The following is a 14,317-nucleotide window of genomic DNA, read 5'->3' on the forward strand; positions in this document are numbered from 1 at the left end:
TCACCAGAAGCATGGATGCCGGATAGGCATGCGGCGTTGCCAATCGATTTGGATTGCTACTTATAGGGACGATGTTTTGAATTTTCTGATTTTTCCGCGTCGAGTTTCAACTTTGTAAGATGTCCGGAACAGACCTCATGCACAATGGAGCCGAGGATTTCTATTTTCCCGATGAGCCATTCAAGCTCTTCGGATGAAATATCAAAATGCCTTGAATACTTGCCTTTGCGATACCCGTCCTTCAGTTTCTGGAACATGGCGCGATCGGCATGGATCGCGCGAGGCCAGGCCTCAAATAGCCGTCTATCAAGCCCTTCCGCCATGCCCCTGAGAAACACGACATTCGTGCTGCGAGGAACATAGAATGTGAGCGTTGCTAAAACGCATTTATATAGTTTTTCAGTCGTCTGGTGAAAATCAAAAGCGGCATCGCTGAATCGATTATTGGCAAGGCTAATTTTGGCGAGTTCAAACCGCCACATTGCCCCAGGAAATAAATCCTCGAAATATTCCTTTGCCATAAGATGCGCCTGTTCAGGCGTCTTCGGCTTGGGTTTCGCGAGGGGCCGATCGTCCGACTGGTACAGGATCACGCCATCCTTGGCGATCTCGGTAAATAACGGCCGTCCATGGGACAGACCGTCGTTCACCTGCTGCAGCGTATGCACAATGAAATTGACCGGCGTACGGATGATCTTCTCCACCTGATAGGCGTCGAACAGGCGTTGCTCCGTCTCTTCCCAATAGAGAGCGCCGTCCGTCAATTCCTTCTGGTTGACGATGACCAGGATATCGTAATCCGATGTGAACTGGTTCGCGTCGAAGGGAGCATCGACCCAATCACCCCTGGCATAGGATCCAAACAGGATGACCTTGAGAATCCGGGCAGACTTGCGTCGGCCTTTCGCTTCCTGCGTCGCCTCACGAAAGCCTTGAAACAGCATTTCCACGACGCGGTCGAGCTCGCGCTGTTTGGCGCTCGGAAGATGATTGAGGTCGGTACGCATCAGTTCAGTCTCTTATCCCGCTTTCCACCATCCAGCATGCCGGTCATCGCACCAGTTCGACCACCACATCGACATCCAGCGCTTCCCATGCCCGGTCGGCGCTTACAGCGGTAGCGTTTCGGCACAGCGCCAACGCCAGGCAGGACCGGTCCCCAAGCGACAGGCCGATGTCTCGTGTTTCCCGGCGCAGCTTTCCGCCAACGTCAGCCTGATCACGATCGGCGGGCACAACGTCGATATCGAGTTCGGCCAGCATCATCTGCGCTTCAGCGGCATCTACGCCGTGATCGGTGAGCTTTGCCAACACCTCATGGTAATTTACCACCGACACCAGAGCACCGGTCAATCGCATTTCCACTTGGTCTGCGCCCGGTTCGCCAAACAGCAGGCACAGTAGAGCTGAAGCATCAAGAACATAAAGGGCTTTTGTATCAACGTCAGTCACGTACCGCCTCAGCCCGTCGCTCAGCGATCAACTCCTCGGACACTAGTCCTTCCTTGGGCGCAAAGGCGCGCAAACGTTCCTGTATTCGTCGCAGCGCCGAGCGGGCGGGGCGAATGCGCACTTCGTCGCCATTGACCTCGAAAAGGACAGTATCCCCATTCTGCAGGCCAAGCGAACGGCGGATATCGGCGGGAAGGGCAATCCGCCCTCCCGCAATAACCTTCCCGCGCAAGATGGTCATGTCACTCACATCCTGAATAGTACCAACGTGCTGATCGTACCTCATCTCCGCTATCGGCATCAATCTGCCAGATTGTCCAGACGCGCCAATTTCCGAACCGAGGCTGAGGCATTGCCAGATCAGCAAATCGATTGCGCTTTCCAAAGCCTGCTTCGTCGGATGCGAGAGCCTGAGATCGTTGCATCGGCCGTCCACGGGATCCTCCTCCCGGAAAACAGCCCCCCATTGCTCCAGCCGGGCCGAGCGACGATGCGCAGTCGATGATGCATGCTCGGGCGAAAAGCAGGCCGGGTATATCCTTTCGCCGTCGATCCCGGCGATATAGATTTCGAGCAGATACGCCAGATAGGGGTTCGACGACAACTTCGTTCCCATCCTGCTGTTGAGGATGGTCACCATTTTCAGAAAGGTTCGACATGCCGCTGCTCGGCAGGCCGGGGGCCAGGCATCGTCACGGCGCTTGTCTATCGAAGCTATCGGCGCGGAGAACATGAACGGCCTCCGGACCCGAGTTTAAGATGCGATCCGGACTTGCGGCTCATGCAGGCCACGCCAGCAAGGCAATATCTACCGGTCACAGATAACCTGCCTTTCGAAAGCTCGTCGTACCATTCCGGGCCACGACCAGATGATCATGGACGACTACGTCGAGACATTTCGCCGCTTTTGCGATCCTTTCCGTCAAATCCCGATCTGACCTTGATGGCCTCGGGCAGCCGGATGGATGATTGTGGACCAGCAAAATCGCCGTCGCTTCGAGATCGAGGCAGCGCTTGAGAATTTCGCGCGGCCATGCGTGCACGGCAGAGACTGTACCCACGCCCAGCACCTCGTCCGCAATCAACTCATTGTTTGCGTTGAGGAACAAGACCCGTAGCTGCTCGATCGGCTCATAGGCCATGCGACCGCGCAGATAATCCAGCACATGCTCATCGCTGGAAAATATGGGCCGCTGCATGAGTTGTCCCCTGAGCATTTGGGTCATCGCCCGTCTGAAGCAGAGGAAGGTTTGTTCGATCTCAAGCGAATCCTCCAATAATTCGATCCGCTCTGCCGAACGCGCCGATACTGCGTCGCCGAGTGAACCAAAGCGTGCGAAGAGACGCTCAGAGAATTCTTGGGCGCGCGCGGGAGAGGTAAGGCTGATCAGCTCTTCCAGGGCGCGTCGGCACCCAGGCGCTTCAGTCGCCTCCGGTGCCGCCATGTCGCGATCACGAGTGCCAGTTGAGCAAACCAGCCCCATACCGCCAGACCGTGCATATAGGCTCGGGGAACAACTTCGGGCGCAATCGCGAGCGCAACATGGACGACAACTTCCGCGCCCAGTATCGCTGCGATCCAGATCGGCCAAAAACGGGTGCTTTGAATTGAAAGCCATAGGAAAATGCCCAGTATCGATATGTCGATCACGAGAATGCCGGCTTCGACATTCTGAAAGCGGGTACCGAGCGGGGAAGCGACAAGAACCGTCAGGCTTGCGCCTAGTAAAAGGGTGACCGCACCGATCTTTTCTGGTTGGTCACCCCTTCGAAAGGCAAAGGCGCTGCTCAACAGCAGAAATGCCAGGAACAGGACTTGTCTCGTCATGGGCTGAGGGAACAATAAATGTAACGGTTCGTCAATTTCCCTCGGCACATACCTCACACCGCACGAAGATGTTGTCCCTCAGGCCGGTGTTCCGCCGATGCCACCTTGAGTAGGTCGCCATAGCTGGTCTCCGGTAACCCGATCGCATCACTCGCCTGCTTGAGATTGGCATGGGTCGTGACGATCTTTTCGCGCGTCTCGGCAACGAGCAACATCGCCGAAGCTGAGCTTTGAATAGCATTCTGGCCGATCATGGCCGAGAGGCGAGCATCCAGCCGTGCGAGTGGTAGCGCCGCGTTTAGTTCGGCAATACGGGCAGCTGCGATATCGATGGCCTCTTCGGCGGCGAACAGCCGTTCGGCTACATGTTTGGCGATGGATTGGCGTTGAGCGCGCATGGTTTCTCCTTCCCGCTCCGCTCGGAGCAGGTCAAGTTGATGGATTTTCTGGATTGCTGCTCTATTCTTTCATGAGGCCGTTGAGCGCCAACAGCAAGGAAAACCCGGCGCCTACGGCAAAGAGCATCAAGGTGGTGAGGATCGCGAAAACGATCAGTATGTAAGGTCCACTCAGCTCATTACGTTGCCTCCCGGCTACGCGGCACGGCACAATATCGAGCAAGGAAAAGCTTCGGTCGCGAACGGCATATGGCTTTTGTTCATTCGCGAAAAAATCCTCCGCTTCTCCTTGCGTCGCCTGGTCGTCCGCCTGGGTTTCGGTGGGACCAGTTGGCATGGGATTCGGGTCATCGGGAATAACCATTGATTGGGGGGGTATATTTTGCCCCCCCTTGCGGGCTTCCCATTCCACGAAGAGTTGTGCGGCTTTCCACTTCGACACATTGCCGAGCTGCCTGCGGATTTCCAGGATGTGATTGTTGACCGTATTGGGCGAGATACCCAAAGCACGCCCGATCTCTTTTGAGGAGCTGCCTTTAGCGGCCTCTCGCAGGCAATCGCCCTTTCGAGGGCTCAGCCGCTCGAATATCTCTGAATAGTCGTCCTCGTTCAAGGGCGGTTCCCCCTTCGCCGATTTACGGCGATCGCAAGCTGCGTCCTCTCCCTCTTCTTCAACCAATCTGCTGGCAGCCTCCGAGCGCCTCCATTCTGTTTCAAGTAAAAACCTTTCTAAAACATAGCTGCGCTGCGTCCCGTTTGACAGGATATTTCGCAAACCAATCGAGCAATGGCTCCGACGGTCCTCGCGGCGTCCAATGGATGGATATCGGTTCCATCGCCCGAGCCGCAAAGGGGTGACGAACGCGGGCGCTCGAGAATCCCTTTAAGATGCGACGACGACGAAGAGCACGACGCCCGGACCACATGGCTTGGGAAAGGAGGGGGTGGGACGGGGCAGGTAGTATCCGGCAGGAATGAACCACCATGCACAATTCCAAGATAGTTTCGCTACTTCAAGATCTCAAAGCCCATCTGTTCGGCGGGACTTGGTCCTGGTCTCGCGGCAAAGCCGCGCCGCTTCTTCGTCGTCTTACGGCCGTTGCCGATCGACTGGGCGATGCCCGCCATCCAGCAATTGCAGTCGCCAGGGCCAGGCTGGAAGGTGCGCCCGTGCTGCGCATCGACGCCGACGAAACCCGTGTCGAGGAGACCCCTCATGGCGTGTGGGTCAGGGGATGGATTTGGGTCGAGCAGCACGCCTTGGACTCCAGCGATGCGAAGCAAGAGGCGAAGTTGCGCACCGCCCTTGCGGAGCTGCCGCAACAAAGACGCGTCATCTATCTCGCCCATTGCGTCGAGGGCCTCACCTATGCGGCAATAGCCGCCAGACTCGATCTCGACGTTGCTGAGGTCCAGCGCGAGTTGGCGGCGGCGCTTCTGGCACTGTCGCTGGCTCTCGATGAGACATGAAAAAAAAGGGCTCAGCGGCTGAGCGTGCGACGATGGAAGGTCTCCAACTCGAGTTCCAGGGCGCAAACCTGTGCCGCCAGCTGGGAGGAACATGGCGAAATGACCGCGGCCTGTGTCTGTGTCCGGCTCATGATGACCATAATCCCAGCCTGTCGATCCGTGTGGGCCGCGAGACATTGCTGTTCAAATGCTTTGCGGGTTGCGACACCATAGACGTCCTGCGGGCGATCCGGCGCCTGCACCTTGCGCTTCCCGAGCGGCCGATCTCGGCTTCGCCATGCAAATTGTACATCGACTGGCCCAGGCCCGGGCCTAGCCTGCGGGTTTGGGAGGCATCCAAATCTATTATGGGCACTCCCGTGCAAGCTTATCTCGCCAGCCGTTTCCTCTCACCGCCCTGGCACGATCTGCGCTACAATGCGCGTACGCCGCTGGGACGTGGCCATGCAGTCGTATTCCGTCCGGCGATGATTGCAGCGATCCGCGAAAGGCGTCGGATCGTCGCTGTCCACCGAACCTTCCTCGATCCGACGACCGGCTTAAAGGCGGATGATCTGTCGGATCCGCGGTTGATGCTTGGACGGCCGGGTCGCGGGGCAGTGCAACTTGCCGCCGCGACCACAGTTCTTGGCCTCGCTGAAGGGGTCGAAACGGCGCTCGCCGCGATGCGCCTTCACCGCATTCCCGTCTGGGCGACACTCGGCGCCGAACGCGCCGCGCATGTCCTGCTGCCCAGCGGGCTGAAACGCCTCGTTCTGCTGTTCGACCGGGATGCGGCCGGATGGAAAGCCAATCGCCGCGCCCATCTCGCCTATAATCGACCAGGCCTTGAGATCGTCAGCCCTTGGCCGCCGGCACCCTGTAATGACTGGGCAGATGTGCTGGAAGCACGGGAACGCGTTGCCTGATATCCATGCAAGAGGGTGCTGCCCTGCCGGCGACAGCATTGGCAGCGCTTCGTTTAGCCGTTCAGGCGATCCTTCACCGCCTTGGCGGGCGTGAATGTCAGCTTCTTCGACGCCTTGATGGTGATGGTTTCCCCGGTCGCCGGATTGCGTCCGTCGCGCGCCGGCGTGTCCTTGACCTTGAACTTGCCAAAGCCGTTCAGCGAGATTTCCTCCCCTTTGGCTGCTGCGTCGGCGATGGCCCCAAATACCGCATCGACGAGCTTGCGCGCATCGGCCTTCGTCAATTCGTGCGCAGCCGTAAGTGCCTCGGCGAGTTCGGAATTGTTCATAAACTTCCTCCTTAAAATTACGAAGCTACGGTTCATAGCTTTGCGCCTGCCTGTCGTCACGAGCCAAAACGGAAACGAAAGGGAAAGGGGGATGAGTAAGGTGCGCGGTTCGATGCCCGGGCCGCTTCTGTGGAGCTTTGACGAATGACCACAACACCCATCCTTGTGCCCGCCGCCAATCTCGCCAAGTCGCCGGTCAATGTCCGCAAGCGGACCGATGCGCGCGCCGATGCCGAACTGGAAACCAGCATCGCCAGCCACGGCCTTGTACAGAACCTGGTCGCCATCCCCGTGGCGCGCAAAAAGGGGCATTATCGGGTTACCGCCGGCGGCCGCCGGCTCGACGCCATTCATCGGCTGATCGAGAAGGGAACGCTGCCAGCCGATCATCAAGTCCCGGTTCTCATCCTGTCCAACGCCAGGGATGGGCGCGAGATCAGCCTGGTTGAAAATTTCGATCGCCTGGCCATGTCCCCTGCTGAAGATTGCTTGGCCTTCCGCGACCTGATCGAAGTCGAGGGGCGCACCCCTGCAGATATCGCCAGGCGCTTCGGTATCGAGGAGCGGTTCGTGCTGGGGCGGCTCCGCCTCGCCAATCTCGCAGGTCCCATCTTCGCCGCGCTCGAAGCCGAAGAGATCACGCTCGATATTGCTAAGGCCTATGCGACGACCGCCGATACAGCTCGCCAGACAGCGGTCTGGGAGGCCGTGCGAGGGACCTGGTCGCGCGATAACGTCAACGAGATCCGGCGGCTGCTCAAAAATTACAGCTATCGCGCGGACGAGCCCAAGGCGCTGCTGATTGGGCGCGGTGCCTATATCGCCGCGGGCGGCCGCGTCGAGGACGCCGACCTCTTCTCTACCGCGGCCGACGAACGCTGGGTCGACACGCATATCCTCGATGAACTGGCGGACAGGAAACTGCTCGCCGAAGCCGAGGCCATCCGGACACGTGAAGGGCTGGGCGAGGTACGCGTCGTCGCTGGTCCCCGCATTCCGTATATGGAGACTTATGCCCTGCAACCTCTGACCGGCGCGCAGGAGCCGCTGACGCTCGAGCAGGAGGCCCGCAAGCTGGAGATCGAAGCGCAGATCGCCGAAATCGAAGGCGATCCGGACCAGGAGGGCAAAGAACCCGATGGCGAGGACGAGCAGCGACTGCGCGCCGAACTGACGACTATCGTCGACCGCGCCCCACGGTACGACGCTGAGCAGAAAGCGTCCGCACTTGCCTATGTCGTGCTCGCACCCGATGGCCGCCCGCAAATCCATCACCAGCTTTACGTCGCCCCTGCCGATGAAACGGTGGGCGAGGGTATGGCGGACGGCGGCGAGGGTGACACACAAGCGCAGGTGCAGGAGGGGGCGGTCACTGATGATACGCGACCGATGATCAGCCAGCGGCTTTACGATATGATGGCGATGATGAAGACCCAGTTGCTCGCGCTCCATGTCGCGAGCGATCCGGGTTTCGCGCTCGATCTCGGCACTTTCATCATGGCGGATGAGCAGTGCCGGATGCCGAGTTCCGGCATGCCGAGTGACCTGCACGCCTTAATCCCCTCGCCGCTCATCGTCGACTTCAAGCCGGAGACGGCTGCCACAGCCGAATGGGTCAGGCTGGATGAATCGCTCGATCGCAGCTGGGTTGGCCGTAACACCATCGAGGAGCGGTATGATGCTTTCTGCGCGCTCCCGGACGACGCGCGGGGAGTCTGGCTCGGCTGTGTGATCGCCCGCACGCTTTGCGCTGTTCCGGATGGCGGCGAGGGCGCGAGCTTTATCGATCATCTGGGTCACAAGCTCGGCATTGATGTCGCCGCCTGGTGGCGCCCGACTGCGCTCACCTTCTTCGACAAGCTGACCAAGCCGGGTATTCTCGCGTTATTCGAGGAGATCGGCGGCGATGAACTGCGCCTGCGCTATTCCGGATCGAAGAAGCATGATCTCGCCGCATCCGCCGAACGGCTCTTCGGCGGACACGTCATCATGGAACCGGAAGTTCAGCAACGCGCGCTTTCATGGCTTCCTGATGCGATGCGTTTCGATGCTGCGCCGCGCGATGTCGATCAGGACTTGCCGGATGTGACTGGAGCCCAGGAGCAGACCTATACGCCCGCCGACTCCGGAGGCGACGGCGAAGACGGATTCGCTAAGGCGGCCTGACCGCCCGCAGGGCCGGAGCCTGTCGTTTCGGCCCCGATCACAGCGCTCCGTTTCAGTTCAGGCCGCAGCATTTCTTGTATTTGCGTCCAGATCCGCAAGGACAGGGGTCATTACGGCCAATCTTCTGACGCCCGATCGTTGAAGACCGGTTCGGCTCATTCTCCAGCCGCCATTGGTGCAGTATGTCCACCCAGACAGGGATAAGGTCGGGTGCTTCCGCGTCCCAGCGATCCTCTTGTACGCGCGTGAGTTGCGTCGAGCCGTTGGCAAAAGCACGCAGCATCCGGAGGCCCTCGATCGCCGCCCGGCATCCTGGATCGTCATCCGCCAATATGCGCCGCCAGCCAGCCGGATGGATATCCATCGCCTGTCCGAAACCCTCGACCCACATTTCCCACAGGGTCTCGTCGGATCGCGTGTCGATTTCCAACACCGGTTCATAGTCGCCCGGTCGAGCCAGCGACGTCAGGATCGCGTGATAGTGGTGCATCACCAGATCGATGAAATGCTGCAACCCGCCGACGTCGTCGAACCGGGGAATGCCCTCGCCGTCGTCGCCGGCCCAGACACGCTTTAGCCATTGGCCGGGTGTGATCAGGTCGGGACTGACGATGATTCCGGTCAGGAAACCATCCAATTGGGTCAACAGCATGCAATCCTCGCCCTGGTCGAGCAGCAGACGGTCGAGTTCATCGAGATAGTCGAGCGAGGACGCCATAGCTCCTTCTAGCGCCGCGGCGCGACGCCGTCACCGGCTGGCGAACGCGTTGTTCCGGGATGCCCACGCCATGCTGGATGGGGAGAGGGGAAGGGGACGTACGCGTTTTTCATTGTTCATCGAGGTGCCCATGAATCTCTTCCAGTTCGCCCCCTCGCCGCCAGCTGATATGCCGTTCCGGTTGCACGACGTCGCGAAATCAATCGCCCAGCGTTTGCGGCCTGCCGGTTCCGTCACCCGACAGGCAATCAAAAAGTTTATGATCGAAGCGTTTGGCGCCGATGATGCCGATGGCGCCTGGTCGATGCGGGACGCCTATGACGCCCTGGAAGCTGCGCAGGTCATGCTGCTGGCTGACGCCGAATGCGCGCTGCTCCAGAGCGGCTCGGCGCCGGACATTTGCGCCAGGCTGCGCACGTTCGAACGCAGCCTACCGACCCAGACCTACCGCTCCGAACGCCAGGTCGATCTCCAGCAGTTCAGCACGCCGGTAACGCTTGCCTGGTTGGCGGGCCTCGCCGCCCAGGCACGGCCCGAAGACCTCGTGCTCGAACCGTCCGCCGGGACCGGGATGCTCGCCGTTCACGCAAAGCGGATCGGCGCCCGGTTGCTTCTGAACGAGTTCGATCCCAGGCGCGCCGACCTGCTCGCGTGCATCTTCGATCAGCCCGTCACGAGCCATGATGGTGAGCATATCGATGACCTTCTGTCGGCCATGCCGCGACCGACGCTGGTTCTCATCAATCCGCCTTTCAGCCGAAGCGCGGGGCGCGGCGTCGATCGCCACGCGGGGGCCCGTCACCTGCGTGCAGCGCTGGCCCGACTTGCCCCCGGTGGTCGATGCGTCGCGATCATGCCGCCGAGTTTCGCAGCCGATGGAACGGCGGCGCTGGGCTATACGATGGTGTCCGAACTGACGCCGCCGCGCGTCGAGATCACCATAGGCGGCAATCCCTATGCCAAGCATGGGACGGGCATCGATGTGCGCCTGCTTGTGTTCGACAAGGGGTGGACGGGAGATCCGGAGCGGCATGTCGCCGATACGATCGATGCCGCGCTGGATATCGTGCTGACCATTCCAAGCCGCTTCGATCCGGCTGAACCACCACCGCCTATGACGCCTGTCGCGATGGCGCGGCCCCTGGCTTCGCCCCGGCCATCACCGAGCGCCATGTTCGCGCGAACCGCCTCCCGCCAGCTGGCGCCACCATCCCGCATCGCCGCGCATGGCGACATGGCGCAGCCGCTCGATTACCATATTCTCGAGGTGCCGCTCCCGCCGGGCGCCCCGATCGGCCTCTATTCCCCCTGGCGCCTGGCGCGGATCGTGATCGAGGGGGCAACGCCGCATCCCGACGATCTGGTCGAATCCATCGCCATGGCCTCGATCCCGCCGCCGGCGCCGACCCACCGTCCCATGCTTCAACAGCGCGCGGTGGCGGCCCTGTCCGATGCCCAACTCGAAACCGTCATTCTGGCGGGCGATGCCTTCTCGCGCGACTTGCCCGGACGTTTCCTGCCCAACGGTGCAGGTGACCGCCTCGAAGAAATTGCTGCGGGGCACATTTACCGGACCGGCTTCTTCATCGGCGACGGTACCGGCGTGGGCAAGGGTCGTGAGGTCGCAGCCTGCATCCGCGATCGCTGGAACCAGGGACATCGCAAGGCAATCTGGATCAGTCGTGGGACTGCTCTCCTGGAAGATGCGAGACGAGACCACGCCGCGCTGGGCGGCCTCCCGATAGACATTCAGCCGATCGACAGTTTTCCGCCCGGCAGCCCGATCACCATGACAAGCGGGATACTGTTCCTGACCTACGCGTCGCTGCGCTCTGCGCGCCATGATCGGCAATCGCGTCTGCAGCAGATCATCGTCTGGGCCGGTGAGGATTTCGAGGGGCTGCTCGTGTTCGACGAGTCCCACGAGATGGGCAATGCCGCCGGCACTGAAAGCGAGTTCGGCTCGGCGCGCGGGTCAGAGCAGGGACTTGCCGGTGTTCGCCTGCAGAACGCCCTCCCACGTGCCTGTGTGCTCTATGTGTCCGCTACCGGCGCGACAAAGCCTGAAAATCTGAGCTATGCTTCCCGTCTCGGCCTGTGGGGACCGGGAACCGCGTTCGCCGACCGTGACATCTTCCTGTCCTCCATGGAAGAAGGTGGCGTGGCGGCACTGGAGATCGTAGCGCGGGATCTGAAAGCTATGGGCCTCTACACCGCCCGCGCGCTCAGCTTCGCAGGTGTCGAATATGCGCCACTGGTCCACAAGCTCACGCCCGAACAGATCGCGATCTACAACATATTTGCTGACTCCTGGGCCATCGTGCATCGCCATCTCGACGCGGTGCTCAAGGCAACCAATATCGTCGATCGCCTATCGGGCGCCACGCTCAATTCGCGCGCCAAGGGATCGGCGCTGAGCCGGTTCGAGAGTTCAAAGCAGCGTTTCTGGCTCGCCCTTTTGGTGGCCATGAAGATGCCCAGCTTGCTGCCCGGGATCGAGCAGGAAATCGCGCGGGGCCATGTTGCGGTAATCCAGCTGGTCACGACGGCGGAAGCCATTCTCGAGCGGCGCCTTGCCGAACTGTCGCCCGAGGAGCGTGCCAACCTCTCGCTGGAGGTTTCTCCGCTCGAGATCCTTGTCGAATATCTTCGTCACGCCTTTCCGGTCCAGCAGATGCGCGTTTTCCGGACCACCGACGGCGCTGATCGTTCCGAGCCGATGCTCGATGCCGACGGCCAGCCGGTGCTCAGTCAGGAGGCGATCGCCGCGCGGGACGAACTGATCGAGCAGTTATGCGCCCTGCCTCCGGTGCCCGCCGCGCTCGACACGCTGATCGCGCATTTTGGCACTGACCGCGTCGCCGAAATCACCGGCCGCTCTCGCCGCCTTGTCGTCAAGCCCGACGGTCGTCAAGCGATCGAGCGTCGCAGTGCCGGCGCCAATCTTGTCGAAACCAGCCTGTTCATGGATGGGGTCAAGCCGATCCTGGTGTTCAGTTCCGCTGGCGGCACGGGCCGCTCCTATCATGCAGATCGGGCTTCCAAAGCAGGGAACAAGCGCCGCATCCATTTTCTGCTGGAGCCGGGGTGGCGGGCCGATGTGGCGATCCAGGGGCTCGGGCGCAGCCACCGTACCAACCAGACCGTACCGCCAGTATTTCGACCGGTGGTGACCGACTGCAAGGGCGAACTCCGCGCCATCTCCACCATCGCGCGGCGGCTCGATAGTCTCGGCGCCTTGACACGCGGGCAGCGCCAGACCGGCGGGCAGGGCCTGTTCGACCCGAGTGACAATCTCGAAAGCGACCTGGCACGCGAGGCGCTGGCGCAATGGTATCGTCTCCTGCACGGCGGCAAGCTCGCCAGCGTCACGCTGGCCGCCTTCCAGGACATGACCGGCCTCAAGCTGGTCGACGATCAGGCCGTGCTGCTGGAACGGTTGCCGCCGATCCAGCGCTGGCTTAACCGGTTGCTGGCGCTACGCATCGCCGTGCAGAACGCGATCTTCGAGGAATATATGGGTCTTATCCAGGCCCGCGCCGATGCGGCGCGTGAGGCTGGGACTCTCGATGTCGGCGTTGAGACCATCCGCGCCGAGAAGATCGTGATGCTGGCAAACCAGTGCCTGCGTGTCGATCCGAGAACCGGCGCCGAGACACGGCTGCTTCACCTCGAACTCCACCTCAAGCCGCGCATCACCAGCTGGGATCGTCTGATGCGGATTTGGGGCAACACAGACGGTATCGTCTTTCTGCACAATGGGCGGTCCGGCCGTGTCGCGCTGGGCGTGCCGTCCTGGTCGATCACCGACGAGGAGGGCCGTGTCATCCCGATGGTGTCGCTTGAACGCCCGAACGGATCCTCGCGGATCAGGGAGGCTGAACTGGCGCTCAGTCACTGGAAGCGCATAGATCGTGACCGGTTGCGGCTACTATGGGAGGCCGAATGTCGCGATGCATTGACGAAGGTCGATACCGAAACGGTCCATGTCGCAACCGGCCTTCTCCTGCCGGTCTGGCACAAGCTGCCAGGCGATGATGTCCGTGTCTGGCGGATCGACGATGGCGCCGACACGACGATCCTCGGGCGTATCATCCACCCGCGTGCGATCGGGCGGCTCCAGTCTGAATTTGGATTGAGCGGGAACACGACAAGCCTCTCGCCCGACGAACTACTGCGCGGCGCCGAGGCTGCCGGCGGTGTTCCAATCCCGGGCCTCAAGGGAGCGAGGCTCGTCATGGCGATGGTCAATAACAGCCGGCGTCTAGAAATTCGCGACTATGCGCCCGAGCATCGCAACTGGCTCAAATCTTGCGGTGCGTTCAGCGAGGTTCTGAGCTTCAAGACCAGACTGTTTCTGCCGCCCGACAATGCGTGCGCCATTGTTGAGAAGATTGCCACGGACGTTTGAAGGCCTGGAAGACGGCGGGCTTGATAACAGTTGATAAGGCGCTTATTCTGGTGGCACAGGTTTTGAAGGATTCAGTCTTGATCAGCGCCGATCTGGGCCAGCAGCTCGAAAGTTTTGTGACCGGTCTCGTTGAAACCGGTCGTTACAATTCAAAGAGCGAAGTTCTCCGCGAAGGCGTGCGCCTGATCCAGGAGCGCGAAACGCGGCTTTCGGCTTTGCAGGCGTCCATTGCCCGCGGCATCGCGGATATGGAAGCCGGTCGCGTGACGCCGGCCGAGCAGGTCTTCGACCGGCTAGAGGCCAAATATCAGGCTCTGCAGCATAGCGCGGAATGATCGTCGAATTTGCCAAGGCAGCTGAAGACGATCTTGAGGCAATCGGCGACTATATCGCCCGCGACAATCCCATAAGGGCCATCAGCTTCATCAGAGAATTACGAACCGCATGCCTTGATTTGGGCACCATGCCCGAACGGTTTCCAACGCTCGCCGCCTTCGAGAGACAAGGTATCCGGCGTCGACTGCACGGAAACTATCTGATCTTCTACCGGGTCGATGGCGCACAGGTCACCATTATCCACATCCTGCACGGCGCCAGCGATTACGCGTCGCTCATTTTCAGGAACTGAGCGGACGGG

15 protein-coding genes are annotated in these 14,317 nt (G+C 60.7%); 6 read left to right on the forward strand and 9 right to left on the reverse strand.

Annotated elements, in window-relative coordinates; genetic code table 11:
• Nucleotides 1–56: 56 nt before the first annotated feature.
• From CEQ44_RS01045 to CEQ44_RS01075, 7 genes are all read right to left on the reverse strand, one after another.
• Nucleotides 57–1,007 (reverse strand): HEPN domain-containing protein, encoded by a 951-nt coding sequence (locus CEQ44_RS01045; RefSeq protein WP_088184965.1) that lies wholly within the window; start codon nucleotides 1,005–1,007, stop codon nucleotides 57–59.
• A 43-nt stretch (nucleotides 1,008–1,050) separates the two neighbouring features.
• Entirely contained in the window at nucleotides 1,051–1,452 is a 402-nt protein-coding gene (locus CEQ44_RS01050; protein ID WP_254913749.1) for a type II toxin-antitoxin system VapC family toxin, read from the reverse strand.
• Entirely contained in the window at nucleotides 1,445–2,185 is a 741-nt protein-coding gene (locus CEQ44_RS24645; protein ID WP_217895027.1) for an AbrB/MazE/SpoVT family DNA-binding domain-containing protein, read from the reverse strand. The genes CEQ44_RS01050 and CEQ44_RS24645 overlap by 8 nt, the downstream gene beginning before the upstream one ends.
• An 82-nt stretch (nucleotides 2,186–2,267) precedes the next feature.
• A complete protein-coding gene (locus CEQ44_RS01060; RefSeq protein WP_176400376.1) occupies nucleotides 2,268–2,897 on the reverse strand; it encodes a RadC family protein in 630 nt (209 codons plus the stop codon).
• Complete coding sequence (locus CEQ44_RS01065) at nucleotides 2,840–3,280, reverse strand: hypothetical protein (protein WP_088184962.1); 441 nt, start codon at nucleotides 3,278–3,280, stop codon at nucleotides 2,840–2,842. Before CEQ44_RS01065 ends, CEQ44_RS01060 begins: the two co-directional genes overlap by 58 nt.
• Nucleotides 3,281–3,333: 53 nt before the next feature.
• On the reverse strand, nucleotides 3,334–3,678 hold the full coding sequence (locus tag CEQ44_RS01070; RefSeq protein WP_088184961.1) for a hypothetical protein: 345 nt from the start codon (nucleotides 3,676–3,678) through the stop codon (nucleotides 3,334–3,336).
• Between the two features lie 61 nt (nucleotides 3,679–3,739).
• The gene (locus CEQ44_RS01075) at nucleotides 3,740–4,291 is read right to left on the reverse strand and encodes a helix-turn-helix transcriptional regulator (RefSeq protein WP_176400375.1); all 552 of its coding nucleotides are present in this window, start codon (nucleotides 4,289–4,291) and stop codon (nucleotides 3,740–3,742) included.
• A 371-nt stretch (nucleotides 4,292–4,662) separates the two neighbouring features.
• On the opposite strand from CEQ44_RS01075, the gene CEQ44_RS01080 reads away from it, so the two are divergent.
• Together CEQ44_RS01080 and CEQ44_RS24775 are read left to right on the forward strand one after the other, a co-directional pair.
• A complete protein-coding gene (locus tag CEQ44_RS01080) occupies nucleotides 4,663–5,148 on the forward strand; it encodes a sigma factor-like helix-turn-helix DNA-binding protein (protein WP_088184959.1) in 486 nt (161 codons plus the stop codon).
• 359 nt (nucleotides 5,149–5,507) lie between these two features.
• Nucleotides 5,508–6,056 carry a toprim domain-containing protein gene (locus CEQ44_RS24775; protein ID WP_254913748.1) on the forward strand — a complete coding sequence of 183 codons (549 nt, stop codon included), beginning with the start codon at nucleotides 5,508–5,510 and terminating at the stop codon, nucleotides 6,054–6,056.
• A 53-nt stretch (nucleotides 6,057–6,109) separates the two neighbouring features.
• Here the strand turns inward: CEQ44_RS24775 and CEQ44_RS01090 are convergent, their stop codons facing one another.
• Complete coding sequence (locus tag CEQ44_RS01090; protein WP_066764236.1) at nucleotides 6,110–6,385, reverse strand: HU family DNA-binding protein; 276 nt, start codon at nucleotides 6,383–6,385, stop codon at nucleotides 6,110–6,112.
• Nucleotides 6,386–6,529: 144 nt separating this feature from the next.
• On the opposite strand from CEQ44_RS01090, the gene CEQ44_RS01095 reads away from it, so the two are divergent.
• Nucleotides 6,530–8,551, forward strand: coding sequence for a ParB/RepB/Spo0J family partition protein (locus CEQ44_RS01095; RefSeq protein ID WP_066764238.1), 2,022 nt, complete (start codon nucleotides 6,530–6,532; stop codon nucleotides 8,549–8,551).
• Nucleotides 8,552–8,603: 52 nt separating this feature from the next.
• Here CEQ44_RS01095 and CEQ44_RS01100 read toward each other — a convergent pair whose 3' ends face one another.
• Nucleotides 8,604–9,269 (reverse strand): UPF0149 family protein, encoded by a 666-nt coding sequence (locus CEQ44_RS01100; protein ID WP_088184957.1) that lies wholly within the window; start codon nucleotides 9,267–9,269, stop codon nucleotides 8,604–8,606.
• Between the two features lie 130 nt (nucleotides 9,270–9,399).
• On the opposite strand from CEQ44_RS01100, the gene CEQ44_RS01105 reads away from it, so the two are divergent.
• From CEQ44_RS01105 to CEQ44_RS01115, 3 genes are read left to right on the forward strand one after another with little or no spacing between them, the layout of a single operon-like run.
• Nucleotides 9,400–13,680: a strawberry notch-like NTP hydrolase domain-containing protein gene (locus CEQ44_RS01105; protein ID WP_088184978.1), complete on the forward strand. Its 4,281-nt coding sequence runs from the start codon at nucleotides 9,400–9,402 to the stop codon at nucleotides 13,678–13,680.
• Nucleotides 13,677–14,015 (forward strand): type II toxin-antitoxin system ParD family antitoxin, encoded by a 339-nt coding sequence (locus CEQ44_RS01110; protein WP_254913747.1) that lies wholly within the window; start codon nucleotides 13,677–13,679, stop codon nucleotides 14,013–14,015. Before CEQ44_RS01105 ends, CEQ44_RS01110 begins: the two co-directional genes overlap by 4 nt.
• Entirely contained in the window at nucleotides 14,012–14,308 is a 297-nt protein-coding gene (locus tag CEQ44_RS01115) for a type II toxin-antitoxin system RelE/ParE family toxin (RefSeq protein ID WP_088184956.1), read from the forward strand. The genes CEQ44_RS01110 and CEQ44_RS01115 overlap by 4 nt, the downstream gene beginning before the upstream one ends.
• The last annotated feature ends 9 nt before the right edge of the window (nucleotides 14,309–14,317 follow it).

Source organism: Sphingobium sp. Z007 (genome assembly GCF_900013425.1).
In the GTDB taxonomy this organism is placed as follows: Bacteria; Pseudomonadota; Alphaproteobacteria; order Sphingomonadales; family Sphingomonadaceae; genus Sphingobium.

Coding starts and splice junctions, on each gene's coding strand:
- CEQ44_RS01045 (WP_088184965.1), bottom strand. CDS start 1,007: ATGCGTACCGACCTCAATCATCTTCCGAGCGCCAAACAGCGCGAGCTC.
- CEQ44_RS24645 (WP_217895027.1), bottom strand. CDS start 2,185: ATGTTCTCCGCGCCGATAGCTTCGATAGACAAGCGCCGTGACGATGCC.
- CEQ44_RS01060 (WP_176400376.1), bottom strand. CDS start 2,897: ATGGCGGCACCGGAGGCGACTGAAGCGCCTGGGTGCCGACGCGCCCTG.
- CEQ44_RS01065 (WP_088184962.1), bottom strand. CDS start 3,280: ATGACGAGACAAGTCCTGTTCCTGGCATTTCTGCTGTTGAGCAGCGCC.
- CEQ44_RS01070 (WP_088184961.1), bottom strand. CDS start 3,678: ATGCGCGCTCAACGCCAATCCATCGCCAAACATGTAGCCGAACGGCTG.
- CEQ44_RS01080 (WP_088184959.1), top strand. CDS start 4,663: ATGCACAATTCCAAGATAGTTTCGCTACTTCAAGATCTCAAAGCCCAT.
- CEQ44_RS01090 (WP_066764236.1), bottom strand. CDS start 6,385: ATGAACAATTCCGAACTCGCCGAGGCACTTACGGCTGCGCACGAATTG.
- CEQ44_RS01095 (WP_066764238.1), top strand. CDS start 6,530: ATGACCACAACACCCATCCTTGTGCCCGCCGCCAATCTCGCCAAGTCG.
- CEQ44_RS01100 (WP_088184957.1), bottom strand. CDS start 9,269: ATGGCGTCCTCGCTCGACTATCTCGATGAACTCGACCGTCTGCTGCTC.
- CEQ44_RS01105 (WP_088184978.1), top strand. CDS start 9,400: ATGAATCTCTTCCAGTTCGCCCCCTCGCCGCCAGCTGATATGCCGTTC.
- CEQ44_RS01115 (WP_088184956.1), top strand. CDS start 14,012: ATGATCGTCGAATTTGCCAAGGCAGCTGAAGACGATCTTGAGGCAATC.